We start from the raw sequence: 24,995 nt of genomic DNA on the forward strand, positions 1-24,995 counted from the left end.
TCGCCGGACACGAGATGCTCGAGGGCAGTAGATGACTGACGTCGAAAGCAGTGACGCTCTGATGACACCGATCCGCCCCGCGCAGCTGGATCCGGGGGCGGTCGTCGCGCAGTCGCTGGACAACCAGTGGGTGCCGGCGCAGCTCACGAAGGACATGATCGAGCGGGGCCGGTCCCTGGACCAGGTCGCCGAGCGGCGCGTCCAGGAGGTGCGGGCCGAGTACTTCCGCAGTCTCATCAACGCGAGCCAGGTCGTGATCAATCGCGCCTACTTCTACAACAACGATGCGATCAGCTGCGACCTCATGGAGCCCGGGGAGCCCCGCACGGCGCACCAGAAGCTCCTGGCGTCGGGGGCGATCGTCCCCTTCCTGCTCAACGAGCGGCACCCGGCCGAGAATCCGCCCGGCCATCTGCACGTGCGGCGCGGGGGGTTCGCCGCCTGGCAGGAGACGCTGGCGGGCCTGCCGTCCGCCGACCGGGTGCGCTGCGTGCGCATGTCCTGGGACGACACGCCGGGCGACCAGGAGAACCGGGACCTCACCCGGATCCGGCTGTTCCAGCCGTTCGCCGAGAAGGTCCAGGGGCTCACGGCCAAGGACATCGACATCCTCGCCGCCCAGGTCGGAGTGGCCCGGGAGGACGCGGACCGGTTCGGGCAACGGCTGGGCGAGGTGGTCGGTTTCAGCAACGACCTCAGCGTGCGCAGGCAGCCGGTCGTGCGCAACGCCCTGTACGAGGAGTTCGTGGCCGTGCCGGGGACGAACGTCGCGGAGGGCAGATACGACCGGGACAAGCCCTTCGCCGCGGAGATAAAGCAGCTGCTGGACCTGGTCTACAACGTCAATCTGGCCGACTCGCTCGGGCGTTACCCGCTCACCCCGGTCGGCAGCCTGCGGCGCGTGGTGCTGCAGGAGGCCCGCGAGGCCAGGGCCACCACCGGCTTCGTCGAGGACCCGGAGCAGTTGCTGACCTTCCTGAAGCGGCAGGCCTTCGCCGCCGTACAGGACCACCTGACGCCGTCGGCGGTGAGCGCCCTGACGCTGGAGGACATCTGGCGGCTGCGGCAGACGCCCGCCTGGAACGCGTACACCCGGGCGTTCGGCGAGCTGACCGCGTCCCCGGAGGCGTTCCAGGACTCCGCCGGGCGGGTCTTCGACTGCTATGTGCGGCTCAACTCGGAGATCCTCGCGCTGGCCCGGGAGCGCAGGCACGCCCGGCCGGCCGCGTGGCGTCCGGTCGTCGAGGTCGTGGTCACGGTGGGCGCGGCCGTCTTCACGGCCGTCAGCGGCAACGGCCTGTGGGAGGTGGCGGGTTCGGTCCTGCCGCTGACCGTGACCGGCTCACTGACCGGTTCGGTGCAGTTGGTGCTGCGCAATCTGACGGCCGGACGCCAGGAACAGCGGTTCGCCCGTGAGATAGCCTCCGTCCGGCTGGCCGGTGAACGAGAATGGTCGCAGTTCCACGATCTGGTGCGCCGCCTGCCCGGGTACCGGGACACGGCGGGCCCCGCCCCGACGGGCACGGCCTCCGCGACCACCCAGGACAACGAGGACCTGCCCGAGTACTGAGGCACCGCAGCGAGTCCTGAGGCGCCCGAGATCCGTCCGCACACCGAAGCCGGGAGCAACACCCTTGCACTGTCTGCCGAGCGCCCGATGAACCGGTACGACGCCCTGCGCCGGGACGTTCCGGAGTGGTTCCGCAACGACGATCCGGGAGGGATCGAGATCCTGACGGATCCGGCGCTGGTCCGCGCCGCCCGGCGTCAGGTGACCGCCACGCAACCGGGCGGTCGCCGCGGCCCGTTCGGCGCCCTGCGGGCACGGCTGCGGGCGGCGGTGCGGCCCGTACCTGCCGGTGTGGTGTCGGCCAACCGCTACCTGTGGTACCTGCGTGACGCGGTGCGCTTCCCCGACGGCCGGCTGGGCCTGTACGACCGCATCCTGCCGCCCCCGGACTCCTCTCCGGGCGTGGTGGTCCTGCCGCTGCTGGGCCCCGAGGGGAAGGTCGTGCTGATCGAGCACCACCGGCACGCGACCCGGAGCCGGCACTGGGAGGTGGTGCGCGGCTTCGGTGCACCTGGCGCCACGGCGGAGGAGAACGTGGCACGGGAACTGAAGGAGGAGATCACCGCGGTCCCGACCGAGGTGGTCCCCCTCGGTGAACTCCATCCCGACACCGGCCTGCAGGGCGACAAGGTCGCGCTCTACGCCGCCCGTGTGGACGGCATCGGCGAACTGGAGACGGGCGAGGCGATCACGCGGGCGAGGGTGGTGACGCCCGCCGAGGCGGAGGAGATGGTGGCCGACGGACGGATCACCGACGGGTTCACCGTCGCCGTGCTCTACCGGGCCCGTCTGGCCGGCCTGTTCGGCAACGGCACGGGAAGCGGCGGCGGAAGCTGACGGCACGGTGTACGTCACGGCGCCGGGCGTCTGCCGTTCCGGCACCGGTCGCCTGCCGTTTTGGCACTCGGCACATGTGATCAATAGGATCCGCCGATGATCAGAAGACAACGGCTGGCGGCGGGCGTCTGCGCTCTCTTCGCCGCCCTGACGGCCGGGCTCGCGGCTCCCGCCCCGGCTGTGGCCGACGAGACGGAGCAAGCCGCTCCGAAGGTCGAACTCGTACTGGACGTCAGCGGTTCCATGCGGACCCGGGACATCGACGGCGGCACCCGGATGGCCGCGGCGAAGCAGGCGTTCAACGAGGTGCTCGACGCGACGCCGGAGGAGGTCCGGCTCGGCATCCGCACCCTGGGCGCCAACTACCGCGGAAACGACCGCGTCACGGGCTGCAAGGACACCGAACAGCTCTACCCGGTCGGCCCGCTGAACCGGACCGAGGCGAAGACGGCGGTGGCCACGCTGGCGCCGACCGGCTGGACGCCGATCGGTCCCGCGCTGCAGAAGGCGGCCGCCGATCTCGACGGCGGCGACGGCACCCGCCGTATCGTCCTGATCAGCGACGGCGAGGACACCTGCCAGCCGCTCGACCCGTGCGAGGTGGCCCGCGACATCGCGGCCAAGGGCATCGGGCTGACCATCGACACCCTCGGCCTGGTGCCGGACGCCAAGACCCGCAACCAGCTCAGCTGCATCGCGCACGCGACCGGCGGCACCTACACCTCCGTCCAGCACAAGGAGGAACTGACCGACCGGGTCGGGCAGTTGGTGGACCGGGCGGCGGATCCGGTGGTGACGCCGGTGGCGACCGAGGGCGCGGCCGAGTGCGCGCAGGCGCCGTCGCTCAAGTCCGGGCTGTACACGGACCGTGAGGAGTTCGGGCAGCAGCGCTGGTACAAGGTGGACGTCGAGCCGGGCCAGGAACTGCGCGCCTCGGTGAGCGTGGCGGACGACCGCGCCGTCAACCCCGACTACGGGGTGCTGCTGCGGGCGGTGACGGTGCACGGCCGCGAGATCGTGCGCGGTGAGGCGGCGGGCAACGGCCGTACGGACGTCGTCTCCACGGGCCTGCGGTACCCGAAGGCCGAGAGCGACGACGACAACGCCGCCGCCGAGACCGTGTGCCTCCAGGTCACCAACTCCTTCTCGGCCGCCTCGGGCGTCAAGACGACCCCGGGTCTGCCGCTGGAGCTGACGGTCGACGTCGTGGACGGTCCGAGCAAGGCGGGCGACGTGGCCTCCTTCGGCCTCGGGCGCGGCTGGTGGCTGCTCGGCGCGCTGGTGCTGACCGGCTTCGTGGCGGGTCTGCTGTGGGGCTGGCTGTCACGCTGGCGGGTCGCCGTCTGGAGGACGAACTGATGCGCATCACACGAGTGCTGGGTGCCACGCTGCTGGCGCTCGGACTGGCCGCCGGACCGGCGGCCGCCGACTCCTCCCCTTCGCCGAGCGCCTCGGCCGACGGCAAGGCGCCCACCCAGGCGGGCACGTCCTTCCGTACGGCGACGGAGATCGAGCAGGGGCAGCAGGCGACCGCCTCCGCCTCCGCGGGCGACTACCTGTACTGGTCGTTCCCCGCGGACGCCGGGCAGCGCCCGACCGTCAAGGCGACCGTGAAGCTGCCCGGGACGCACGGGAAGCAGACCTGGCAGATCGACGTGTACGACGGTCTGCGGCGGCGCCAGTCCTGCCAGTACGGCGCGGCGACCCGCACCGCCGCGCAGGGGGCGCCCTCGGTCGAGCTGGCCTGTGTGCTGCGCACGGTGCGCGCCTGGTCGGAGCCGTGGGCCAACGACCCGCTGCCGGGCACGTACTACGTCCGGCTCACGGTGCTGGACCTCGGTGGTTCCGCCGATCTCGGACTGCCGGTGAGCACCGAGGTGCGCGTCGACTCCAAGGACATCGGCGGCGCGGCGGCGGTGGACGGTTCGCTGGCCGAGCCGCTCGTACCGGGTGTCGCCGTCAAGTCCGGGGCGGAGCAGGACGGTGCGAAGCCGGCGGTGCTCTCCAGCATCGAGCCCGACGACGGCTGGTCCTCCGGCTGGTGGTCCGACCGCTGGGTGTGGACCGCGGTGGGCGGGCTGCTCGCCGCGCTCGCCGGCATCGGCGGATACGCGCTCACGCGCGGCTCGGGGCGCCCGTCCCGGGTGCCGCCGAGCGTCTGAGTCACCCCTGAAGGCCCGCCCGCCCGGCGGGCCTTCTGCCTTTCTCAGGCCTCCCGCAGCGCCTTGGCGAGCGTGCCGTCGCCGGTCACGGTGACACGCCCGGCGCGGACGGCCTCCACCAGGGTGGACCCGCCACGGGCGACGTCGGCACAGGTGGCGGCGTCCATCACGAGCCGCGCGTCCGGCTCCCCGGGCGCGGGCCCGTCGCCGTACACCGGCCCCTCCTCGGCGCCGGCGTACACATGGAAGTCCCCTTCCTCCAGCCGGACTTCGACGACCCCTTCGCCGTCCAGGGCCCGCAGGAGGGGCAGCGCGAACCAGTGCGCGCGCACGGCGTCCGTGGGTCGCCGCTCCCCCAGCTCCGGCTGTCCCCACCGGCCCAGGGCCTGCAGCACGGGCAGCAGTTCACGCCCTCGCCGGGTGAGTTCGTAGACGTACGCGGCACCCGGCGGAGGCAGCCGCCGCCGGGTGGCGAGGCCGTCCCGTTCCATGTCCTTCAGCCGCGAGGCGAGCACGTCCGTGCTCACGCCGGGCAGGTCCGCGTGCAGGTCCGTGTAACGGCGCGGGCCGGCGAGCAGCTCCCGGACGATCAGCAGGGTCCAGCGGTCGCCGACGAGGTCGAGGGCGCGGGCTGCGGAACAGTACTGGTCGTAGCTTCGGCGAGGTGACATGCGACGCAGTCTAGACGTGTTGTTGGACTTTCCAAGCTCACACTTGGTAAAACCAAGCAACACGAGTTTCCGGAGGGGCGCATGGAGTTCCGGCAGTCGAACAAGCTCAGCGAGGTCTGTTACGAGATCCGCGGCCCGGTGATCGAGCACGCCAACGCGCTGGAGGAGGCGGGCCACAGCGTGCTGCGCCTGAACACCGGCAACCCCGCGCTGTTCGGCTTCGAGGCGCCGGAGGAGATCCTGCAGGACATGATCCGGATGCTCCCGCAGGCCCACGGCTACACCGACTCGCGCGGCATCCTCTCCGCCCGCCGGGCGGTCGCCCAGCGCTACCAGACCCTGGGCCTGGAGGTGGGCGTCGACGACGTCTTCCTCGGCAACGGCGTCTCCGAGCTGGTGTCCATGGCCGTCCAGGCGCTGGTCGAGGACGGCGACGAGATCCTCATCCCCGCCCCGGACTTCCCCCTGTGGACGGCGGTGACGACCCTGGCCGGCGGCAAGGCGGTCCACTACCTGTGCGACGAGCAGGCCGACTGGAACCCGGACCTGGCCGACATGGCGTCGAAGATCACCGACCGCACCAAGGCCGTGGTGATCATCAACCCCAACAACCCCACGGGAGCGGTGTACCCGAAGGAGGTCGTGGAGGGCATCCTCGACCTGGCCCGCCGGCACGGCCTGATGGTCTTCGCCGACGAGATCTACGACCAGATCCTGTACGACGACGCCGTCCACCACTCGGCCGCCGCCCTCGCCCCCGACCTGGTGGTCCTCACCTTCTGCGGCCTGTCGAAGACCTACCGGGTGGCCGGCTTCCGCTCCGGCTGGCTGGTGGTGACCGGCCCCAGGCAGCACGCGAAGGACTACCTGGAGGGCCTGACCATGCTGGCCTCCATGCGGCTGTGCGCCAACGCGCCCGCCCAGTACGCCATCCAGGCCGCGCTCGGCGGCCGCCAGTCCGTCCGCGAACTCGCCGCCCCGGGCGGACGGCTGTACGAGCAGCGGAACGTGGCCTGGGAGCGGCTCAACGAGATCCCCGGAGTGTCCTGCGTGAAGCCGAAGGGAGCGCTCTACGCGTTCCCGCGCATCGACCCCAAGGTGCATCCGATCCACGACGACGAGAAGTTCGTGCTGGACCTGCTGCTGAGGGAGAAGATCCAGGTGGTGCAGGGAACGGGCTTCAACTGGCCCGCCCCCGACCACTTCCGCATCCTGACCCTCCCCCACGCGGACGACCTGGAGGCGGCGATCGGGCGGATCGGGCGGTTCCTCGGCGGATACCGGCAGTAGTGGCCCGTTTCGCACGTTCATGCGAAGATCACCCCGCATGACCAGGGGGACTCCGTGCAGGACGGGCCGGACGAGCCGTTCGGTGCGCGCCTGACCAGCGCCGCACCGCACCGGCGTTCCCGCTGGTCCGGTTCCGACGACCACGGGGAGCACCATTGTTCTTGCTCGGAAGACGCCGGGCGGCCGTCGCCGCTCTGTGCGCGGCGGCGCTCGGGCTCGCGGCTCCGACCGCGCAGGCCGGGTCACCCTCACCGCCTCCGGCCGCGCGTGCCGGTTCGCCGTATGCGCCTGCGGCCGCGCAGGCCGAGTCGCCGTCTCCGCCTCCGGCCGTGCAGGCCGGTTCGCCGTCCGCGTCCGGGCCCTCCGCCGGGCAGACGGCGCGGGACGCCGCCCGGTACTGGACCGCCCGGCGCATGGCGGACGCCCGGCCGCTGGACGAGGTCCGCACCGCGCCGTCCGAGCCGGTGCGGCCGGGCAGCGCGGCGGCGGGCAGGCCCCAGGGCACGTTGTTCAAGGGGACCCGTCTGATAGGGACGTTCTTCGGTTCCGACGGGCCGCGCGGCACCACCTGGCACTGCACCGGCAGCGTGATCGACAGCCCGGCCCGGAACATCGTCCTCACCGCGGCCCACTGCGCGCTGAACATGAGCGGCGACTACGTCTTCGTCCCGAAATTCGTGAAGGGCGCGGGCCCCGACCAGCAGCCGTACGGCATCTTTCCGGTCCGGCGGATCTTCATCGACCCGCGGTACAAGCCCGACCCGGGGTCGTCGACGACCAAGAAGCCCTCGTCCGACCTGGACACCGCGTTCGCCCGGGTCGCGGCCGACCAGCGCGGCACGTCCCTCCAGGACGCGGTGGGCGGCGGCCTCACCTTCACCCGGCCGTCCGGCTACACCCACGCGAACGTCACCGTCGTCGGATACCCCTCGTACCGGCACAACAGAGCCGGCCGCGCCGTCAAGTGCACCGTGCCGACCAGGCAGTTGCGCGGCTACCGGCAGATGACGATGACCTGTGGCGGCTACTACGGCGGTGTCTCCGGCAGCCCCTGGATCACCGACTACAAGGACGACGCACGCTCCGGTCACGTCATCGGCAACCTCGGCGGCTACAACGGCGGCGGCAACGACGCCGACGTCGACTACGTCAGCCACGCCCCGGCGTTCGGCGCCGCCGCCGCGAACCTCCTCTCCCACGCCGTGGCGAACCAGGCCCTGCCCTCCGATGTACCCCCGTACCAGGGTCTCGGCGAGAAGCTGGCGGGCGGCGCGACACGGTGGCGGAACGCCAGCCTCCTGGCGGCGGGCGACTACACCGGCGACCGGAACGGCGACCTGTTCGTGGTCTGGTCCGACGGCAGGGTCACCCTGCACCCCGGCGACGGCAAGGGCGGGTTCCGCACCGAGACGCGGCTGCGGAAGGCCAACTCCACCTGGACCCGTGCCCGGGCCCTCACCGGCGGGAACTTCACCGCCGCCGACCGCTCCGGCCTCCTGGTGCGCTGGTCCGACGGCGAGGTCACCCTCTACCCGGACCTCGGCACCTCCGGTCTGGGCCGGGAGATCCGGATGGCACGACCCGGCTCCGCCTGGAAGAACGCGGTACAGATCACCTCCGGCCAGTTCCACGGCAGGAAGGGCGCCACCGACCTGCTGGTCCGGTGGTCCGACGGCCGGGTGACCGTCCACACCGGAGCCGGTGCCGGAACCCTCGGCACCGGCAGGCGACTCGTCGCGGCGAACGGCACCTGGACCAAGGCCGCCCTGACGGCCGCCGGGAACTTCGGCGGCACCGCCGACTGGGACGTCCTCGTACGCCGGACCGACGGCGCGCTCGACACCTACGCGCGCACCTCGACCGCCGGGCTCGGCACCAAGTCCCGGGTACGGGGCCGAAACAGCCTGTGGCAGCACGCCCGGACCATGACGGTCGGCGACTTCACCGCCGACCACGCCGGCAACGACCTGATCGTGCGCTGGTCCGACGGCGAGACCACCCTGTACGCCGACACGCGGACCCGGGCCCTCGGCGCCGAGAAGACACTGGTCCACCCCGGCACCTGACCCGTACGACACAGTTCCAGGGGGAACGATGCGAGCGACGACTCGACTGGCCGGCGGCCTCGCCGCGCTCACGGCCGGACTGGCCCTGACGGCCTGCGGTGTCACCACCACCGCCGAATCCGACGCGGCCGCACCGCCGTGCCGGACCGCTTCACTGAAGTGGAAGCTGACCCTGCTCGACGGCACGGACAAGGACGGCAAGCAGCCCAACGCACGGCTGACCGCCCTCAACAAGGGCCCGGACACGTGCGTGTTCGACGGTTATCCGGGCGTCGAGATCCACAACGGGAAGGCGGAGACCATCGACGCCGCCGGCCACGGGCACCCCGGGGCGGTCCCGCTGCCCGGGAAGGCGGCGGCGACCGTCGACATCCACTACACGCCCCGCGGCGCGAAAGGCGCGGACCTGTACTGCGTACGGCAGCCCGAGGCCGTGATCTGGGCGCCGCACGACACCGACCGGACCCTCGTCCCGGTCCTGGACACCCGTCTGAAGCACACCTCGATCGACGCGTGCGGGGAGTCCATGTCGATGGCTCCTCCGTATCGGAGGTGACCGCCGGGGCGGCGAAGGTGCGGGCGGCGGCGACGCCGTACGTGCCCGGTGAGGAACGGCCGTCTGGCCCAGTCCCTCCTGCGGGCTGTGGGCGGGGTGTGGCACCGTGCTGACAGCCGAGCGGGAAGGGCGCTGACGTGGGTGACCTCTTTCTCGTCCGGCACGGTGAGACCGAATGGTCGCGGTCCGGACGGCACACCGGCTGGACCGACGTACCCCTGACCGAGCACGGGCAGGAGGAGGCGCGCCGGCTGGAGCCGCTGATCCGCTCGCACCGCATCGGCGCCGCCTTCGTCAGCCCCCTCCAGCGGGCCCGGCAGACCGCCGAACTCATCGGGATCCACGACGCCCGGGTCGACGCCGACCTGCGCGAATGGGACTACGGCGGGTACGAGGGCATCACCACGGCGGAGATCCGGCGCACCCGGCCCGACTGGTTCCTGTTCACGGACGGGGTCGCGCCGGGCCCGCCCGAACACCCCGGGGAGAGCCCGGAGCAGGTCGGGGAGCGCGCCGACCGGATGCTCGGCAAGGTGGACGCCGCCCTCGCCCACACCGAGGGAGTCGTCGTCCTGGTCGCCCACGGCCACATCCTGCGTGTCCTGACCGCCCGCCGGCTCGGCCTGGCCCCGCAGCACGGGGCCCTCTTCCAGCTGGCGACGGGCACGCTGTGCCGCCTCGGCACGGAGCACGGGCGCCCGGTGGTGACGGGTTGGAACATCCAAGCGGGCGACTGACGACCCGCCGTCGGGCCGACAGCCGGTGGCCGGTGGCCGGTGACGACACCTCGGTCACCGGAGCCGATCCACCCGGCGGGCTGCGGCCGCGGCCCGTTGTCAGACCCCGGTCGTACGCTTCGAACGGGCCGCCCGCCTGGCGGTTCGCAGGATGCCGACGCACCGGAGGGAGCCGTCGTGAGCCGACCGCCGACCGCCGCGCAGCGGCGGGTGATCGAGGCCGCCGATCCGGTCACGGGGCGGCTGCGTGCGACGGACGCGCAGCTGGCCGCCCTGGTGAGACAGGGGCTCGCCTTCCGGCACCCGCGGCCGCCGCACGATCATTTCCTCACCCCCGCGGGCCACCGCATACGAGAAGCGGTGCCCGAGGCCCCGGCAGCGCCGGCGCAGGCCGGTGCCGAGGTCTTCGCGGCGCGCGTCGGCGGTGAGGAGGAGGCACCCGCGTCCGGCCCTGCCCGGCTGCGGGAGGTGCACAGCGCCTGGCAGGGGCTCCTGGAGCTGCGCCGGATGACCAACCCGGGCGGTGCGACCGACCGTCCCTGCGGCTGGGAGCGGACGCATCTGGTGCGGGCCGCCGCGCTCGCCCTGGAGGCGGCCGGGCACCGGCCGGCGGGGCCGGACGGTGACGGCTACCGGGTGCGTGCGACCCCGCAGCCGGAGGCGGTCGCCGTGTACGCGCCGGACGGGGAGGTGCTGCGGGCGTGCGCGGCCACGCTGGAGGCGGCCGGCTGGCAGGCCGGGGAGTACACGGAGCCGCGGACGAGGGCGCGTCATCTGCTGGCATCCCCGCGCCGGGCATGAGCGGCGTGCCAGGATCGGGGGATCAGTGCGTCGTACACGAGAAGGGGAAGTCGTGAGCGAACCGTATTCCGTCCGTGTGACCGTACGCGGGTACGAGATCGACGTGCAGGGTCACCTCAACCAGGCTGTGTACCTCAACTACGCGGAGCACGCCCGCTGGTCGCTGCTCAGGGCCGCCGGGGTGTCCCAGGCCGGACTCGTCGGCCGGGGCGTGGGCCCGGTGTCGCTGGAGACGACGATCCGCTACCACCGCGAGCTGCTCGCGGGCGACGAGGTGGACGTGACCTGCGCGTTCGAGTGGGGCAGCGGCAAGACCTTCCGGATCCGCCAGGAGATACGCAGGACCGACGGCACGGTGGCGGCCGAGATCATCGCGGTGGGCGGCGTGCTGGACCTCACCGCGCGGAAGCTGGTCGCCGACCCGCGGGAGGTCTTCAAGGAGATGGCGACGGATCTCGGCCTCTTCGGCCTGTGAGCGCCGGACGGCCCAGGGCCTGTCCGGCGGATCAGGCCGGCTGCGGCCAACGGCGCATCGTCCCCGCGATTCCGGCATGATCCGCCGGACAGGCCCTACGCGTCGAGCGGCTCCGGCCGGTGCTCGGCGTCGTAGGCCGCCCGCGCCTCGGCGATGTACACCCGGTTGTGTTCGGCCCAGTCGGTCAGCCGCTGGAGCGTCTCGTGCAACTCGTGGGCGACCGGGGTGAGTCCGTACTCCACCTTCGGCGGAACGGTCGGATACACGGTGCGCGTCACCAGGCCGTCGCGCTCCAGGTTGCGCAGGGTGAGGGTGAGCATGCGGCGGCTGATGCCCTCGATGCCGCGCTCCAACTCGGTGAAGCGGATGGGTCCCTGGGCGGCCGCGACCAGGATCTGCACGCTCCATTTGCCGGCCACCCTGTCAAGAACTTCGCGCACGGGGCACGCCTGCGCGTTCACTTCCTGGACGGTAACACCGGTGTTCCTCAGGGACATCGGACTGCCTCCTTACGCCGGTCTCCATGGTCACCCACGATGAACCCCGTTACAAGTCGTGCACCAAGGTGCGCCAGAGGAACGGGGAGCCATGTCGGCCACGATCGAGAACAGCCCGTCACCGGCAACGGTGGCACCCTCACGAACGTACTCCCGTCGGACGTCCCTCGCCGTCCTGTGCGCGGGCACCCTGATGACGATCCTGGACGGCAACATCGTCACCGTGGCCATGCCCGCCATCCAGAACGACCTCGGCTTCAGCGGTCCCGGCCTCGCCTGGGTCGTCAACGCGTACCTGATCCCCTTCGGCGGTCTGCTCCTGCTGATGGGCCGAACGGGTGATCTGGTCGGCCGCAAGACGATGTTCACCGCGGGGCTCGCCGTGTTCACGGCCGCCTCGGTGCTGTGCGGTACGGCGACCGGACCGGGTGTGCTGATCGCGGCACGGGCGCTGCAGGGCGTCGGCGGAGCGATGGCCTCGGCCGTGGTCCTCGGGATGCTGGTCGCGCTGTTCCCCGAGCCTCGGGAACAGGCCCGTGCCATCGCGGTGTTCAGCGCGGTCGGCGCGGCAGGCGGTGCGCTCGGCACCTTCCTCGGCGGCGCCCTCACCCAGGCCCTGGACTGGCACTGGATCTTCCTGATCAACCTGCCGATCGGCGTCGCGGCCTGGCTGGCGGCGGTACGCGTCCTCGCCCCCGAACGCGGGGCCGGACTCGGCGGGGGCGCCGACGGTCCCGGAGCCGCACTGGTCACGGGTGCGCTGATGCTCACGGTCTACGTCATCGTCGGCGCCGGCACCCGCTCCCTGACCGCCACCTTCCTCCTGGCGGCCCTGGCGCTCGCCCTGTTCACGGCGTTCATCCTGCGCCAGGCCCGGGCGGCCCGTCCGCTGCTGCGCCTGCGCCTGTTCCGCTCCCGTCTGCTGACCGGCGCCAACGCGGTCCAGGTGCTGATGATCGGCACGATGTACGGCTTCCAGTTCATCGGTGCGCTGTATCTGCAACGCGTGCTCGGCTACGGCGAGTTGGCGACCGGTACCGCCTTCCTGCCCGCCCCGGTCGCGATCGGTCTGCTCGTGCTGGGCCTGTCCGCGCGGACCGTCGCCCGGTTCGGCGGCCACCGGGTGCTGCTCACCGGGCTGGTGCTGATCACCGCCGGGACGGCCCTGCTGGGCCGCGCCCCCGTCGACGGCTCCTACGCCCTCGACGTGCTGCCGCCGCTGCTGTTGCTGTCGGCCGGGTTCGCGGCGGCGATGCCCGCGCTGACCGGTCTTGCGATGGCGGGGGCGCGGGAGGAGGACGCGGGGCTGGCCTCGGGTCTCTTCAACACCACGCAGGTGGTGGGCGGTTCACTGGGCCTCGCGGCGCTGAGCACGCTGGCCGCCGCCCGCACCGACGCCCTGCTCGGCCGGGGCGAGGACCTGATCCCGGCCACGGCCGAGGGGTACCGGCTGGCGTTCCGCGTCGCGGCGGGGATCGCAGTGGCGGCGCTGGTGCTGGCGGGGGTGGTCCTGCGGCCGCGCCCGCGGTGCAAGTGAAGCGGGCCGAGGGGGCGGACACGCAGGCCGCGGGGGCGACGGCACCGAAAACCCGCCGCCCCCTCGCCCCGCACACTCGCCCCTCCCCCCCCAGGGCCTCCCCTCTCACTCCCCCGCGAACGCCCCCTTGTGGTCCTCGGCCCACTCCCGGAACGTCCGCGCCGGCCTTCCCAACAGCTCCGGCACGTCCTCGGTCACGCGGGCGTTGTGGCCGTCACGGACGTACGCGCTCGCGGTGAGCACGCCCTCCGCGCTGAACTCGTCCAGCCCCCAGGCGGTGCGCAGATGGTCGAGCGTCTCGTCCGGCGAGAGGTCGCGTGTGGTGACCGGGCGGCCCAGGACCGCGGCGAGCACGGCGGCCTGGTCGGGCACGCTGATCGCCTCCGGGCCGGTCAGAGTGTACGTCCGCCCCGCGCACCGGCCGTCGGTCAGGGCGAGCGCCGCCGCCTCCGACACGTCACGGGGATCGATCACCCCCTGCGCGCCCGCCCCGGTCATGTTCGGCACCGGCTGACCGGCCCCGACCGCCGGCACCCAGCTGAGGGTGTTGGAGGCGAAGGACGAGGGCCGCAGGACGGTCCACTCCGCGCCGCTCTCCTTGACCGCCTCCTCCCCGGCCGCGTGCCAACTCCCGAACGGGCCGACGCCGGGATCGCCCGTCGCGATCGCGGAGAGCAGCACCAGCCGGGGCACGCCTGCCGCGCGCGCCGCCGCCACCAGGGCCCGGTCGTGCTGCGCCTCCCCGTCCGGAACGCCCACCAGATAGGCGGCCGTGACCCCGGACATCGCGCGCTCCAGCGAGTCCGCGTCGAGGTAGTCCCCGCGCACCACCTCCACTCCCGAGGGGACCGCGGCCCGCGCCGGGTCCCGTGTCAGGGCGCGCACCTTCTCACCGCGCGCCGCGAGCTGTCGTACGACTTCACTGCCGGTGGTGCCCGTGGCACCCGTCACCAGGATCATGACGACCACGGTGGCCCGGGCGAGGTCCCGGACTCTTGGAAATTCCGGCACGGCCGGCGGGCCCGCCGGGCCGTGCGGCGCGCTTACGGTGGGGGGATGACGCACACCACCGCAGAGCGTGAGCTGCCCGTGCCCGAGGCTCTGCGCCCGTGGATCACCGGGATCCGGGCTCTGTCCGGTGCCGTCCCGCCCGAGGAGACCTTCGTCCATCTCCCGGACCCCGTCACGAAGGTCGTCGTACGGGTGGGCAGGGGCGGGCACCGCGATGTGCTGGCCGTCGGCCCGCGGGTGCGGGCCTCCTACCACGACACGGGGCTTCCCGTGTCCTGTGCGGAGCTGCGCCTGGCCCCCGGCACGCCGCTCCCTCTGCTGGGCGTGCCGGCGGCCGAACTGGTCGGCCGGGTCGTGCCGTTGGACCGGCTGCCCGGCCGGGCGGCGCGCCGGCTGGCGGTCGAGGCGCGGTGGCTGGACCCGGAGGAGGATCTGTCCCACCTCGCGGACGTCCTCCCGGAGCTGCTGACCGAGGCCGCCGACGCCTCCCGTACGGCGCTGCTGCGGGCCGGCGCCGACGCGCTGTCCGTGCGGTCGGACCGCGTTCCCGGCCAGATCCGTGACGTGGCCCGCGAACTGGCCGTCAGCGAACGCCAGTTGCGCAATCTGTTCACCGAGGGCGTCGGCGTCTCCCCGAAGCACTATGCCCGCATCACCCGGGTCCGCACGGTCATCGACCGGGCCACGAGTGCCCCCTGGTCCGAACTCGCCGCGACCACCGGCTACTACGACCAGTCGCACATGACGTCCGACTTCCGCGCCCTGATGGGTGTCCCGCCCCGGTCGTACTTCACGGGCCGGCTGCCCGCGGCCACCCCCTGCCAGGCGGGGCCCCGCGGCTGAACGCGGATACGGACGTCGCCTCCTGCCTGCGACGCCCCCGCGTCAAGGGAAAAGGCGTTGGCCGCACAGGCGCACACAGCGGTGCACCGGCCGGGAACGGCGAGGCCGGAGGGAGGTGACTCCGGCCCCGCCGCCGCTCAGTGCGCGGGCGCCAGTTCCTCGCCCGACTCCATCGGATGGGTCACGTCCTGCGCCTCGTTGCCCTTGCCCAGGTGGTTGAAGACCAGGTTGAGCAGGACCGCGCTGACGCAGCCGGTGGAGATGCCCGAGTCGAGGACGATCCTCGCGGTCTCGGGGAACGCGTGGTAGAACTCCGGCGCCGTGATCGGGATGATGCCGACCGCGAGGGAGACGGCGACGATCAGGACGTTGTTGTCCTTCTCCAGGCCCGCCCGCACCAGGGTCTGGATGCCGCTGGCGGCCACCGAGCCGAACAGGACCACGCCCGCGCCGCCCAGTACCGGACGCGGTACGACCGCGATCAGTGAGGCGGCCATGGGGCACAGGCCCATCAGGACCAGGAAGCCGCCGCCGGTGGCGACGACGTAGCGGCTGCGGATGCGGGTCATGGCGACCAGGCCGATGTTCTGGGCGAAGGCGCTGCACATGAAGCCGTTGAACAGCGGGCTGAGGGCCGAGCCGAGGGTGTCGGCGCGCAGGCCCGCGGCGATCGTCTTCTCGTCGGCCGGGCGTTCCACGATCTCGCCCAGCGCCAGCATGTCGGCGGTCGACTCGGTCATCGAGACCACCATCACCACGATCATCGACAGGATCGCGGCGAGCTGGAACTGGGGTGCACCGAAGTGGAACGGCGTCGGGAAGCCGATCACGTCCGCGTCGGCGACCGGTCCGAAGTCCGTGGCGCCGAAGGGGATCGCGACGAGCGTGCCGATGACCAGGCCCAGGAGTACGGCGATCTGCTTGACGAAGCCGCGGGTGAAGCGGCGCAGCACCAGGACGATCAGGAGGGTCGCGGCCGCGAGGCCCAGGTTGGTGCCCGAACCGTAGTCGTGCGCCGCGGGGTTGGGGCCCTGGGCCCAGCCGAAGGCGACCGGGAGCAGGGACACACCGATGAGGGTGATCACGGAGCCGGTGACGACCGGCGGGAAGAAGCGGACGGCCTTGCTGAAGAAGGGGGCGGCTATGAAGCCGAGGATGCCGGCGACGATGACCGCGCCGTAGATGATCGGCAGGGCGTCGGACTTGTCGTGCGCGGAGGCGACGATCGCGGTCATCGGGGCGACACCGGCGAAGGTGACGCCGTTGACGAACGGCAGCCGGGCGCCGACCTTCCAGAAGCCGAGCGTCTGGAGGAAGGTGGCGAGGCCCGCGGTGAACAGGCAGGCGCCGGTGAGGAAGGTGAGTTCGGTGCCGGACAGGCCTATGGCCGCGCCGACGATCAGGGGTGGGGCTACGACTCCCGCGTACATGGCTGCCACATGCTGCAGGCCAGTGGTCGCCATCTTCAGGGCGGGGAGTTTCTCGTCGACGGGGTGGGTCTCGTCGACTGTGCGGGCGACAGTCACAGCGGCTCCTCCGAGCGGCTAACACGTCGGCCTTGACGTGGGTTTCATGGAGGTGATGCGTGTGGTCGTGCGGGACCCGGACGGGCCGTTCCCGGGAGGGGAACGGTGACCGTTCCGGGGCGCGCGTGTTCACGCGCGCCCCGGAGACGGCCGCCATGGACCCCGCTCGGGTCCACGGCTACCGGCCGGGAGCCGTCCCTCCCGGCCGGAGTCCGGCGGCGGCTCAGCCCTGGCGGGCGATGCGCGCCAGGCGCTGGGCCTCGTCCCGCGTGGAGCGGGCGATGGCGTCCTCGTCGACGGTCAGCAGGCGGCCGTCCTCGACGATCTGACGTCCGTTGACGAAGGAGGCGGTGATCGGGGCCGCCGCGCCGAAGACCAGCGCGGTCACCGGATCGGCGATGGAGGCGTGGGCGAGCGTGTCCAGCTTCCACAGCACCAGGTCGGCCAGCTTGCCGGCCTCCAGAGAGCCGGTCTCGGCCGCACGACCGAGGACCTGGGCACCGCCGTAGGTGCCGAGGCGCAGCGCCTGGCGGGCGTTCAGCGCGGCCTCGCGGTGGGCACCGAGGCGGTTGATCAGCAGGGCGTTGCGCAGTTCGGTGTGGAGTTCACCGGACTCGTTGGAGGCGGTGCCGTCGACGCCGAGTCCGACCGGGACACCGGCCTTCAGCATGTCCGGGACGCGGGCGATGCCGGCCGCGAGGCGGGCGTTGGAGGACGGGCAGTGCGCCACACCGGTCTTCGTCCGGCCGAAGGCGGCGATGTCGGAGTCGTTCATGTGGACGCAGTGCGCCATCCACACGTCCTCGCCCAGCCAGCCGGTGGACTCGAAGTAGTCGGTCGGGCCCATGCCGAACAGCTCGTGGCAGAACTTCTCCTCCTCCACGGTCTCCGAACCGTGGGTGTGCAGCCGTACGCCGAGGCGGCGGGCCAGCTCGGCGCCCTGCTTGAGCAGTTCGGTGGAGACGGAGAAGGGGGAGCACGGTGCGACGGCCACCTGGGTCATCGCGTCGAAGGAGGCGTCGTGGTGCTCCTTGACGGTCGCCTCGGTCGCGGACAGCGCGCCCTCGAGGGTCTCCACCGCGAAGTCCGGGGGCAGGCCGCCGTCCTTCTCGCTGCGGTCCATGGAGCCGCGGGCCAGGGTGAAGCGGACACCCGTCTCGCGGGCGGCGCGGATGACCGCGCCGGAGAGGTCGCCGGAGCCCTGCGGGTAGACGTAGTGGTGGTCCATGGCGGTGGTGACGCCGCCGCGGGCCATCATCGCGAGCGAGCCCTGGGCCGCCGCGTACACCATCGGCTCGTCGATGCGCGCCCAGGTCGGGTAGAGGGCGACCAGCCAGTTGAAGAGGTTGTGGTCGGTGGCCAGGCCCCGGGTGATCCACTGATAGAAGTGGTGGTGGGTGTTGATCAGGCCGGGGGTCACGAGGTGCCCGGTGGCGTCGATGCGGCGTACGACGTTCTCCAGGCCCTCCGGGGCCTTGCCCGCGCCGATCGCCTCGATCCGGTTGCCGGCGATGACCAGGTACCCGGAGGCGTACTCGGTGTCGTCGGCGTCGACCGTCGCGATCGAACAGTTCTCGATGACGATGCGCTGGGCTGCTGCCATGATTCGTCCTTTTCGCTCAGTGGACTCTGGGGAGTGGGCACGGCAGGACCCTAGGAGGTTTGAGTGCCGTGACCGGGGAGGCCGGAAACGCGTTTCCCCGGTCACGGGTGCCGCAGGCGGGGGTGGATCAGAGGTTGGTGAGGTCGACCGGGATCTTCGGCTCGCAGCCGTCCCGGAGGATGGTCGCCTCGATCAGGCCGTAGGGCCGGTCGGCGGCGAAGTAGACCTCGTTGTCGTTCTTCAGCCCGAAGGGCTCCAGGTCGACCAGGAAGTGGTGCTTGTTCGGCAGGGAGAAGCGGACCTCGTCGATCTCACTGCGGTTGTTGATGATGCGCGAGCCCATCTGGTACAGCGTCTGCTGCAGCGAGAGGGAGTACGTCTCGGCGAAGGCCTGGAGCATGTGCTTCTTGACCTGCTCGTAGGACTTCTCCCAGTTGGGCATCTTCTGCTCGTCGTCGGTCCAGTTGAACCGCCAGCGGCCTGAGACCTGGGTGGCCAGGATGCGGTCGTACGCCTCCTGGAGGGTCGTGTACTTGTCCTTGACGTAACCCCAGAACTCGGAGTTCGTCGAGTTCATCACGACCAGGTCCTTCAGACCGGAGACGACCTCCCACTTCTCACCGTCGTAGGTGATCTGGGTGACGCGGGTCTCCTGGCCCTTGCGGACGAAGGAGTGCTTGACCTCGTCGGCGCCGATGAACTTGGAGTTGGCGTCGGAGGTCTCGATCCGCTCCCAGGCGTACTCCTCGATGCGGATCCGCGCGATCTTGATCGGCTCCTGCGAGGTGACGAAGTGGCGGGCGAGATGGATGCCGAACTGCTCGGCCGACTCGATGCCGTACTCCTTGGCGAACGCGTACACCGTGTTCTTGGTGGTGTCGGTCGGCAGGCAGTTGGCGTTGGAGCCCGAGTAGTGGACCTCTTCCATGTCGCCGCTCAGCGCCACGGATACGTTGAGGTCCTTGATGTGGTGGGTGGCGCCGTCCCGCGTGATCTTTACGACTCGGTTCTCGGCCTTGCCGTACTGGTTCTGTCCCAGGATGGTGGGCATTTAGCTAGCTCCCTCGGTAAACGGAGTAGCCGAACGGGTTGAGCAGCAGCGGTACGTGGTAATGCTCCCCGGGGTTCACGGCGAAAGTGATCGCCACCTCGGGGAAGAACACGGCACCGCTGTCCCGATTCGCGGGGGCGTCCTGCTGCGCATCGGCTTGCTTCTTCTCGAAATACGACTCGACGGCGAAGTCGAGCCGTACGTGTGTCGTCCCCTCCGGCAGGTCCGGAAGGTCCTTGCACCGGCCGTCGGCGTCGGTCGCGGACGCGCCGAGCGCCTGCCAGTCCGCGTCCCTGCCACCACGGCTGGAGAGGTGGACGGCGACGCCCTCGGCGGGGCGGCCGACGGAGGTGTCCAGGATGTGCGTGGACACGGAGGCGGTGGTGCTGGTGCTCATGGTCTCAGGCGTCCTCTTCGACGAGTCGGGCCAGTCGGATGCGGTTGATCTTGCCCAGCTCGGTGCGGACGATCTCCCGCTCCTGCTCCGGCGAGTTGCCGATCCGCTCCTTGACGGCGTCCCGCATCTGCTCGCCGGTCCGGCCCGTGGCGCAGATGAGGAAGACGTGGCCGAACCGGTCCTGGTAGGCCAGGTTGAGTTCGAGCATCTCCGCCTTGAGTTCCTCGGCGGCGCCGGCCATGCCGGACTGCTCCCTGGCGGACGTCGGGTCGCCGGGCTTGGGGCGGCCGATCGGCGCGTGGCCGGCCATCGCCTCTTCCAGGTCCGCGGTGCTCAGCTCGGCCATGGCGGCGTCGCTGGCGGCGTAGAGGTCGTCGGCGGTGGCGTACGGGCGGGCGGCGAGCAGCTGCCGGCCCCACTCGGCGGAGGCGCACGCCTCGTGGAGGGCGGCGAGGGCCGCGTGCTCCTCCAGGACGTTGAACCGGGCCAGGCCCGGGGGCGTGGAAGTGGTGGTAGTCACGGAAGCCTCCGTGGCCGGAAACGGCCGTCGTGCTGAACGGGCTGCGAACAGCTAACGCTCTCCGAAACACGACGTCAACACTTTGTTGAAAATTCCGGGTGACACAACTGATCCCGTGGCGCGGGCTCAGGCACCCTTCTCCCGGTTCAGGTAGTTGTAGACCGTGAAGCGGCTGACGCCCAGCGCGCTCGCCACGGTCTCCACCCCGTGCCGCACGGCGAAGGCGCCCCGCGCCTCCAGTATGCGTACGACCTCCTGCTTGGACTTGCGGTCCAGGTCGGCCAAGGGCTTGCCGCGCTTGCGCTCCATGGCGGCCAGGATGTGGTCGAGGGAGTCGGCCAGCTGGGGCAGGCGTACGGCAACGACGTCGACGCCCTGCCAGGCGAGGACGACGTCCTCGGCGCTGGCCTCGTCGGGCGGGAGCATCTCCCCGCCCATGGCGTCGACCAGTGGTTTCACGGCCGTGATGAAGGGCTCGTCCCCGTTGCCGGTCATTCGCCCTCCCCGATGACGTTGACCTGCAGCGAGATCCGGGTGGCACCGGCCTGAAGGCTCTTGCGCAGCAGCGCGTCCACGGCGGTCAGCACCGAGTCGGCGCCACCCTCCGCCGTGTTCCCGAACGGGCCCACGTCCACCTCGTCCAGCTCCGCAGCCTCGATCACCTCACGGGCCACCAGCGCATGCGCGGGCGCCTTGTCCAGGTCGAAGGGCTCGGTCGTGAACTCCACTCTCAGTCGCACTGTGCCCCCAAGGCATCTGCTCCGACCTGTGCGTTCCGCCAGGTCCGTGACCGGGGTGCGACCGCCCCGGCCGCCTGGGGAGACCTTAACGGACGCACGTGCCGTCCCGGCCTCCCGAGAAGATCCCGCTTCCCGCGACGGACCGACCGCCCGCCCGCGTAGAGCAGGGGACGGAATCCGCCCAGGGAGGAGACCACGAGGTGCGCACATTCGGGACCGGCGCGTTCAGAGGTGCCAGGGGTACGGCGATCGCGGCGGCGGCGATGGCCGCACTGACCGCGTCACAGGCACCGGGGGCGCTCTCGGCGCGGGCCGCGGAGCCCGCGCGGCAGGCGCCACCCACCGAGCACAGCCCCAGCGTGTCCGGCGACACCCCCTACCGCACCGAGCTCCCCCCGCTGCGGACCCATGAGAAAGTTCCGGCACAGGGGGTGACGGGCGGTGCGCTGCCCGCGACCGTGTTCGCCGCGTACCGGCGCGCCGAGGAGGAGCTCGCGCGCACCGCGCCGGGCTGTCGGCTGCGCTGGCAGTTGCTGGCGGCGATCGGCCAGGTGGAGTCCGGGCAGGCACGGGGCGGCCGGGTGACCTCGGACGGTGCGACCGTGACCCCCGTCCTCGGTCCCCGCCTGACCGGCGGCGCCTACGCCCTCGTACCGGACACCGACGGCGGCGCCTACGACGGGGACGCGGTGTACGACCGCGCGGTCGGCCCGATGCAGTTCATCCCGTCGACCTGGGCCCACTGGGGCGCCGACGGCAACGGCGACGGGCACGCGGACCCGAACAACGTCCACGACGCGGCGCTCGCCGCCGGCCGCTATCTGTGCGCGGGCGGCCGGGACCTCTCGAACCCCGCCGACCTGGACCGGGCGATCCTCGGCTACAACCACTCGGACACTTATCTGCGCACGGTCAAGGCCTGGTACACGTACTACCTGACCGGACACCGCGTGGTGCCGGACGCGTCCGCCGAGTCCCGGGACCGGCCGAAGCCGTCCCGCCCGAACACCCCGAAGCCCACGCCGAAGCCGTCGGACGACCGGAAGCCCGGCCCGGGCCCTTCGCGCAACCCCGCGACACCGTCCGCCTCCCCCTCCCCGGCCCCGTCCCGTACGGCTGATGTCCCGGAGGAGTCCCGGACGCCGCTCGTCCCCGTCCCCGAACCGACCCTCACGCTGCCCGGCGGCGGTGTGCTGCCCGATGCAGGGCCGCTGACCAGCAACAGCTGAAACACGATGAGGGTCTCCCTCTCCACAACCGCGGATACTCGGCGGTAATGTCGCCACCCGCCGGAAGCACCGGACCGGCGAGTGAGCGCGAAGGGGCCCTCATGGCGACGGACATGCCTGCGGACATAGCGACCGCCGACGAGCGTTGGCAGCGCATGTGGAGCCACCGCGAGGATTTGCTCAAGGTGGCCCGGCGCCGCTCGATGAGCCGGGAGGACGCCGAGGACGCCGTGCACGAGGCGATGCTTCGGGCCGCGGAGCACCCGGACCTGGACGACGAGCGGCTCGGCGCCTGGCTGACGACGGTGACCATGCGGCTGTGCGTCGACCGGTACCGGCAGGTCAACCGCGAGGCCGAGGTGGGCAGGCGCCCCACGCTCGTCGCGCCGGGCCCGGTGCCGGTCGAGGAGGCGGTGTGCGACCGGGCCGAGGCGAAGTGGCTCGCCGTGCGCAGCGGGGAGCTGCCCGCCCGGCAGGCGGAGGCGCTCCGGCTGAAGTCCGAGGACCTGGACGTGAGCCAGGTCGCCGTGCGGATGGGGCTCAGCTACCGGACCGTCGAGTCGCTGCTCGCCCGGGCCCGGCGGACCCTGCGCGCCTCGCTTGCCGGGACGCTCGGACTCGTCCTGTTCCTGGTCGGGCGCGGGCGGCCGCGCGGGGGCGGGAAGGCGCAGGCCGTGGCGGTCACCTCGACGGCGGCGACCCTGGCGGTGGCGGGGCTCGTGCTGCCGCACGCGCTCGACGGGGGCGGTGGCGCGGCCGCTCCGGCTCCGCGGCCGGCGGTGTCCAGCGAGGCGCAGGTGCTCCGGACCGACGGCACCGGGCAGACGCGCGCCCCGCGGACGCGAAGGCACTCGACGCCGGCGGCGACCCCGAGCCGGGCGGCGACCCGATCCCCCGTCGGCGGATCCGTCGTACCTCTCTCCGTGCCGCCCCTGCCGGAGGTCTCGTCGCCTCCGCTTCCGGAGCTGCCGGTGAAGTCCGCGGTGCCGTCTCTCCCGTCGGCGCCGCCTCTCCCGTCCGTTTCCCTCCTTGTACCCACCCCGGGCGTGCCTTCCTTGAAGCTGTCGTAGCACGCCGTACACGCGTCCGGAAAAAAATCGCGGTCGCCGCGACGGACGCCCCACCCCTCCCCGTAGAGCAGATGTCGGAGCTGCTCCACGGGCGAAGGGTGGGACCGGATGGGTGTGGAGATCTGTGTGGAAGGGCTGACCAAGTCCTTCGGCCAACAGGTCATCTGGCAGGACGTCTCGCTGACGCTGCCCGCCGGGGAGGTCTCGGTGATGCTCGGCCCCTCGGGGACGGGCAAGTCGGTGTTCCTCAAGACGCTCGTCGGGCTGCTGAAGCCGGGGCGCGGCTCGGTGAAGGTCGCGGGCCGCGACATCACCCGCCTGCGTGAGCACGACCTGTACGAGGTGCGCAAGCTGTTCGGCGTGCTGTTCCAGGACGGCGCACTGTTCGGCTCGATGAGCCTTTACGACAACATCGCCTTCCCGCTGCGCGAGCACACCCGCAAGTCCGAGAGCGAGATCCGGCGCATCGTGCTGGAGAAGATGGAGCTGGTCGGGCTGATCGGCGCCGAGGGAAAGCTGCCCGGCGAGATCTCCGGCGGTATGCGCAAGCGGGCCGGACTGGCCCGGGCGCTGGTGCTCGACCCGGAGATCATCCTCTTCGACGAGCCGGACTCGGGCCTCGACCCGGTGCGCGTGGCGTATCTCAACCAGCTGATCGTCGACCTCAACGCGCAGATCGAAGCGACCTTCCTGATCGTCACGCACGACATCGCCTCGGCCCGCCAGGTTCCGGACAACATCGGACTGCTGTTCCGGCGCGAGCTGGTGATGTTCGGGCCCCGCGAGGAACTGCTGACCAGCAAGGAGCCGGTCGTACGGCAGTTCCTGAACGGCCGGATGCAGGGGCCGATCGGCATGGCGGAGGAGAAGGACGCGGCCCAGGTCGAGCAGGAGCTGGCCCGGATCGACGAGGGCGGCGGAGTCGAGGGCCTCACTCCCCGCCTGCTGCCGAGCCCCGGCATCACCCGCCCACCCCGCTGGGAGGCGATCGCGAAACGGGAGGCCGAACTGCACCGGAAGGGGGTGAGCGGCGCGTGAGTCTCTCCCCGACAGGTGTGCTCAGGCACTCGGGCAACTTGTTCGCGATGGCGCTGGACGTCGTCCGGACCCTGCCCCGACGTCCGTTCCAGGCAAGGGAGTTCATCCAGCAGGCGTGGTTCGTGGCCAGCGTGACGATCTTGCCGACTGCTCTTGTGTCGATCCCCTTCGGGGCGGTCATCGCACTCCAGATCGGCAGCCTGACGCGGCAGTTGGGCGCACAGTCCTTCTCCGGTGCGGCATCCGTTCTCGCCGTACTCCGCGAAGCCTCGCCGATCGTCACCGCGCTGCTGATCGCGGGTGCGGGCGGCACCGCGATCTGTGCGGACCTCGGGGCCCGCAAGATCCGGGACGAGATCGACGCGATGCAGGTGCTCGGCATCGACCCGATCCACCGGCTCGTGGTTCCCCGCGTGCTGGCTTCGATGCTGGTGGCCGTGCTGCTCAACGGCCTGGTGTCGGTGGTCGGCGTCGCGGGCGGCTATTTCTTCAACGTCGTCCTCCAGAACGGCACCCCCGGCGCGTACCTGGCCTCCTTCACCACCCTCGCCCAGCTCTCCGACCTGTGGGCGGCCGAGATCAAGGCGCTGGTGTTCGGAGCGATCGCGGCGATCGTCGCCTCGTACAAGGGGCTCACCGCGAAGGGCGGTCCGAAGGGTGTGGGCGACGCCGTCAACCAGTCAGTGGTGATCACCTTCATGTTGCTGTTCGTGACCAACTTCGTGATGACCGCGGTGTACTTCCAGGTCGTCCCGCAGAGGGGTTAGC

The 24,995-nt window shown here is 71.7% G+C and carries 26 protein-coding genes; 16 read left to right on the plus strand and 10 right to left on the minus strand.

Translation table 11 applies throughout. The features are described 5' to 3' along the window. Window positions 1-31 precede the first annotated feature (31 nt). The 4 genes from ABZ471_RS01055 (at window position 32) to ABZ471_RS01070 (ending at window position 4,569) form a co-directional block, all read left to right on the plus strand. On the plus strand, window positions 32-1,570 hold the full coding sequence (locus ABZ471_RS01055) for a hypothetical protein (RefSeq protein WP_359060989.1): 1,539 nt from the start codon (window positions 32-34) through the stop codon (window positions 1,568-1,570). A gap of 87 nt (window positions 1,571-1,657) precedes the next feature. Next, complete coding sequence (locus ABZ471_RS01060) at window positions 1,658-2,407, plus strand: NUDIX hydrolase (RefSeq protein ID WP_359060991.1); 750 nt, start codon at window positions 1,658-1,660, stop codon at window positions 2,405-2,407. A gap of 96 nt (window positions 2,408-2,503) precedes the next feature. Beyond that, window positions 2,504-3,766 (plus strand): VWA domain-containing protein, encoded by a 1,263-nt coding sequence (locus ABZ471_RS01065; protein ID WP_359060993.1) that lies wholly within the window; start codon window positions 2,504-2,506, stop codon window positions 3,764-3,766. Further along, window positions 3,766-4,569, plus strand: a complete 804-nt coding sequence (locus tag ABZ471_RS01070; protein ID WP_359060996.1) for a hypothetical protein — start codon at window positions 3,766-3,768, stop codon at window positions 4,567-4,569. Before ABZ471_RS01065 ends, ABZ471_RS01070 begins: the two co-directional genes overlap by 1 nt. A 44-nt stretch (window positions 4,570-4,613) precedes the next feature. Here the strand turns inward: ABZ471_RS01070 and ABZ471_RS01075 are convergent, their stop codons facing one another. Further along, window positions 4,614-5,240, minus strand: a complete 627-nt coding sequence (locus ABZ471_RS01075) for a winged helix-turn-helix transcriptional regulator (RefSeq protein ID WP_359060998.1) — start codon at window positions 5,238-5,240, stop codon at window positions 4,614-4,616. Between the two features lie 81 nt (window positions 5,241-5,321). On the opposite strand from ABZ471_RS01075, the gene ABZ471_RS01080 reads away from it, so the two are divergent. The 6 genes from ABZ471_RS01080 to ABZ471_RS01105 all read left to right on the plus strand — a co-directional run bounded on the left by ABZ471_RS01080 (window position 5,322) and on the right by ABZ471_RS01105 (window position 11,165). After that, the gene (locus ABZ471_RS01080) at window positions 5,322-6,530 is read left to right on the plus strand and encodes a pyridoxal phosphate-dependent aminotransferase (protein ID WP_359061000.1); all 1,209 of its coding nucleotides are present in this window, start codon (window positions 5,322-5,324) and stop codon (window positions 6,528-6,530) included. Between the two features lie 161 nt (window positions 6,531-6,691). Further along, entirely contained in the window at window positions 6,692-8,596 is a 1,905-nt protein-coding gene (locus ABZ471_RS01085; RefSeq protein ID WP_359061002.1) for a trypsin-like serine protease, read from the plus strand. 28 nt (window positions 8,597-8,624) lie between these two features. Then, window positions 8,625-9,152, plus strand: a complete 528-nt coding sequence (locus tag ABZ471_RS01090) for a DUF4232 domain-containing protein (RefSeq protein WP_359061004.1) — start codon at window positions 8,625-8,627, stop codon at window positions 9,150-9,152. A 137-nt stretch (window positions 9,153-9,289) separates the two neighbouring features. Further along, window positions 9,290-9,889 carry a histidine phosphatase family protein gene (locus tag ABZ471_RS01095; protein ID WP_359061005.1) on the plus strand — a complete coding sequence of 200 codons (600 nt, stop codon included), beginning with the start codon at window positions 9,290-9,292 and terminating at the stop codon, window positions 9,887-9,889. Window positions 9,890-10,066: 177 nt separating this feature from the next. Next, a complete protein-coding gene (locus tag ABZ471_RS01100; RefSeq protein ID WP_359061007.1) occupies window positions 10,067-10,690 on the plus strand; it encodes a hypothetical protein in 624 nt (207 codons plus the stop codon). Between the two features lie 52 nt (window positions 10,691-10,742). Continuing rightward, the gene (locus ABZ471_RS01105; protein WP_359061009.1) at window positions 10,743-11,165 is read left to right on the plus strand and encodes an acyl-CoA thioesterase; all 423 of its coding nucleotides are present in this window, start codon (window positions 10,743-10,745) and stop codon (window positions 11,163-11,165) included. 95 nt (window positions 11,166-11,260) lie between these two features. Here the strand turns inward: ABZ471_RS01105 and ABZ471_RS01110 are convergent, their stop codons facing one another. Continuing rightward, window positions 11,261-11,662, minus strand: coding sequence for a helix-turn-helix domain-containing protein (locus ABZ471_RS01110; RefSeq protein WP_359061011.1), 402 nt, complete (start codon window positions 11,660-11,662; stop codon window positions 11,261-11,263). Between the two features lie 91 nt (window positions 11,663-11,753). On the opposite strand from ABZ471_RS01110, the gene ABZ471_RS01115 reads away from it, so the two are divergent. Further along, on the plus strand, window positions 11,754-13,199 hold the full coding sequence (locus ABZ471_RS01115; RefSeq protein ID WP_359061013.1) for an MFS transporter: 1,446 nt from the start codon (window positions 11,754-11,756) through the stop codon (window positions 13,197-13,199). A gap of 105 nt (window positions 13,200-13,304) precedes the next feature. Here the strand turns inward: ABZ471_RS01115 and ABZ471_RS01120 are convergent, their stop codons facing one another. Further along, complete coding sequence (locus ABZ471_RS01120; protein ID WP_359061280.1) at window positions 13,305-14,168, minus strand: NAD(P)H-binding protein; 864 nt, start codon at window positions 14,166-14,168, stop codon at window positions 13,305-13,307. An 87-nt stretch (window positions 14,169-14,255) separates the two neighbouring features. On the opposite strand from ABZ471_RS01120, the gene ABZ471_RS01125 reads away from it, so the two are divergent. Beyond that, complete coding sequence (locus tag ABZ471_RS01125) at window positions 14,256-15,053, plus strand: helix-turn-helix domain-containing protein (protein ID WP_359061015.1); 798 nt, start codon at window positions 14,256-14,258, stop codon at window positions 15,051-15,053. Window positions 15,054-15,190: 137 nt separating this feature from the next. Here ABZ471_RS01125 and ABZ471_RS01130 read toward each other — a convergent pair whose 3' ends face one another. The 7 genes from ABZ471_RS01130 to ABZ471_RS01160 form a co-directional block, all read right to left on the minus strand. Continuing rightward, window positions 15,191-16,579, minus strand: coding sequence for a nucleobase:cation symporter-2 family protein (locus tag ABZ471_RS01130; RefSeq protein ID WP_359061017.1), 1,389 nt, complete (start codon window positions 16,577-16,579; stop codon window positions 15,191-15,193). 223 nt (window positions 16,580-16,802) lie between these two features. Continuing rightward, window positions 16,803-18,182 (minus strand): 8-oxoguanine deaminase, encoded by a 1,380-nt coding sequence (locus ABZ471_RS01135; protein WP_359061019.1) that lies wholly within the window; start codon window positions 18,180-18,182, stop codon window positions 16,803-16,805. A gap of 127 nt (window positions 18,183-18,309) precedes the next feature. After that, window positions 18,310-19,233, minus strand: coding sequence for a factor-independent urate hydroxylase (gene pucL / locus ABZ471_RS01140; protein ID WP_359061020.1), 924 nt, complete (start codon window positions 19,231-19,233; stop codon window positions 18,310-18,312). A 4-nt stretch (window positions 19,234-19,237) separates the two neighbouring features. Then, the gene (gene uraH / locus ABZ471_RS01145; protein ID WP_359061022.1) at window positions 19,238-19,630 is read right to left on the minus strand and encodes a hydroxyisourate hydrolase; all 393 of its coding nucleotides are present in this window, start codon (window positions 19,628-19,630) and stop codon (window positions 19,238-19,240) included. 4 nt (window positions 19,631-19,634) lie between these two features. Further along, complete coding sequence (gene uraD / locus ABZ471_RS01150; RefSeq protein ID WP_359061024.1) at window positions 19,635-20,150, minus strand: 2-oxo-4-hydroxy-4-carboxy-5-ureidoimidazoline decarboxylase; 516 nt, start codon at window positions 20,148-20,150, stop codon at window positions 19,635-19,637. A gap of 126 nt (window positions 20,151-20,276) precedes the next feature. Next, window positions 20,277-20,645 carry a helix-turn-helix domain-containing protein gene (locus ABZ471_RS01155; protein WP_359061026.1) on the minus strand — a complete coding sequence of 123 codons (369 nt, stop codon included), beginning with the start codon at window positions 20,643-20,645 and terminating at the stop codon, window positions 20,277-20,279. Continuing rightward, window positions 20,642-20,890, minus strand: coding sequence for a hypothetical protein (locus ABZ471_RS01160; RefSeq protein WP_359061028.1), 249 nt, complete (start codon window positions 20,888-20,890; stop codon window positions 20,642-20,644). Before ABZ471_RS01160 ends, ABZ471_RS01155 begins: the two co-directional genes overlap by 4 nt. A gap of 200 nt (window positions 20,891-21,090) precedes the next feature. Here ABZ471_RS01160 and ABZ471_RS01165 point away from each other — a divergent pair, with 200 nt between their 5' ends. The 4 genes from ABZ471_RS01165 (at window position 21,091) to ABZ471_RS01180 (ending at window position 24,994) form a co-directional block, all read left to right on the plus strand. Continuing rightward, complete coding sequence (locus tag ABZ471_RS01165) at window positions 21,091-22,119, plus strand: lytic murein transglycosylase (protein ID WP_359061030.1); 1,029 nt, start codon at window positions 21,091-21,093, stop codon at window positions 22,117-22,119. 101 nt (window positions 22,120-22,220) lie between these two features. Further along, window positions 22,221-23,189: a sigma-70 family RNA polymerase sigma factor gene (locus tag ABZ471_RS01170; protein WP_359061032.1), complete on the plus strand. Its 969-nt coding sequence runs from the start codon at window positions 22,221-22,223 to the stop codon at window positions 23,187-23,189. A gap of 108 nt (window positions 23,190-23,297) precedes the next feature. After that, on the plus strand, window positions 23,298-24,227 hold the full coding sequence (locus tag ABZ471_RS01175) for an ABC transporter ATP-binding protein (protein WP_359061034.1): 930 nt from the start codon (window positions 23,298-23,300) through the stop codon (window positions 24,225-24,227). After that, entirely contained in the window at window positions 24,224-24,994 is a 771-nt protein-coding gene (locus ABZ471_RS01180; protein ID WP_359061036.1) for an ABC transporter permease, read from the plus strand. Before ABZ471_RS01175 ends, ABZ471_RS01180 begins: the two co-directional genes overlap by 4 nt. The last annotated feature ends 1 nt before the right edge of the window (window position 24,995 follow it).

Origin of the sequence: Streptomyces sp. NPDC005728, from assembly GCF_040630895.1 — a bacterium.
GTDB lineage: Bacteria > Actinomycetota > Actinomycetes > Streptomycetales > Streptomycetaceae > Streptomyces.

Excerpts from the sequence above, each read along its gene's own strand:
- ABZ471_RS01070 (WP_359060996.1), top strand. The coding sequence starts at position 3,766 with ATGCGCATCACACGAGTGCTGGGTGCCACGCTGCTGGCGCTCGGACTG.
- ABZ471_RS01065 (WP_359060993.1), top strand. The coding sequence starts at position 2,504 with ATGATCAGAAGACAACGGCTGGCGGCGGGCGTCTGCGCTCTCTTCGCC.
- ABZ471_RS01075 (WP_359060998.1), bottom strand. The coding sequence starts at position 5,240 with ATGTCACCTCGCCGAAGCTACGACCAGTACTGTTCCGCAGCCCGCGCC.
- ABZ471_RS01175 (WP_359061034.1), top strand. The coding sequence starts at position 23,298 with ATGGGTGTGGAGATCTGTGTGGAAGGGCTGACCAAGTCCTTCGGCCAA.
- ABZ471_RS01080 (WP_359061000.1), top strand. The coding sequence starts at position 5,322 with ATGGAGTTCCGGCAGTCGAACAAGCTCAGCGAGGTCTGTTACGAGATC.
- ABZ471_RS01110 (WP_359061011.1), bottom strand. The coding sequence starts at position 11,662 with ATGTCCCTGAGGAACACCGGTGTTACCGTCCAGGAAGTGAACGCGCAG.
- ABZ471_RS01060 (WP_359060991.1), top strand. The coding sequence starts at position 1,658 with ATGAACCGGTACGACGCCCTGCGCCGGGACGTTCCGGAGTGGTTCCGC.
- pucL (WP_359061020.1), bottom strand. The coding sequence starts at position 19,233 with ATGCCCACCATCCTGGGACAGAACCAGTACGGCAAGGCCGAGAACCGA.
- uraH (WP_359061022.1), bottom strand. The coding sequence starts at position 19,630 with ATGAGCACCAGCACCACCGCCTCCGTGTCCACGCACATCCTGGACACC.
- ABZ471_RS01155 (WP_359061026.1), bottom strand. The coding sequence starts at position 20,645 with ATGACCGGCAACGGGGACGAGCCCTTCATCACGGCCGTGAAACCACTG.
- ABZ471_RS01170 (WP_359061032.1), top strand. The coding sequence starts at position 22,221 with ATGGCGACGGACATGCCTGCGGACATAGCGACCGCCGACGAGCGTTGG.
- ABZ471_RS01115 (WP_359061013.1), top strand. The coding sequence starts at position 11,754 with ATGTCGGCCACGATCGAGAACAGCCCGTCACCGGCAACGGTGGCACCC.
- ABZ471_RS01135 (WP_359061019.1), bottom strand. The coding sequence starts at position 18,182 with ATGGCAGCAGCCCAGCGCATCGTCATCGAGAACTGTTCGATCGCGACG.
- ABZ471_RS01055 (WP_359060989.1), top strand. The coding sequence starts at position 32 with ATGACTGACGTCGAAAGCAGTGACGCTCTGATGACACCGATCCGCCCC.
- ABZ471_RS01125 (WP_359061015.1), top strand. The coding sequence starts at position 14,256 with ATGACGCACACCACCGCAGAGCGTGAGCTGCCCGTGCCCGAGGCTCTG.
- ABZ471_RS01090 (WP_359061004.1), top strand. The coding sequence starts at position 8,625 with ATGCGAGCGACGACTCGACTGGCCGGCGGCCTCGCCGCGCTCACGGCC.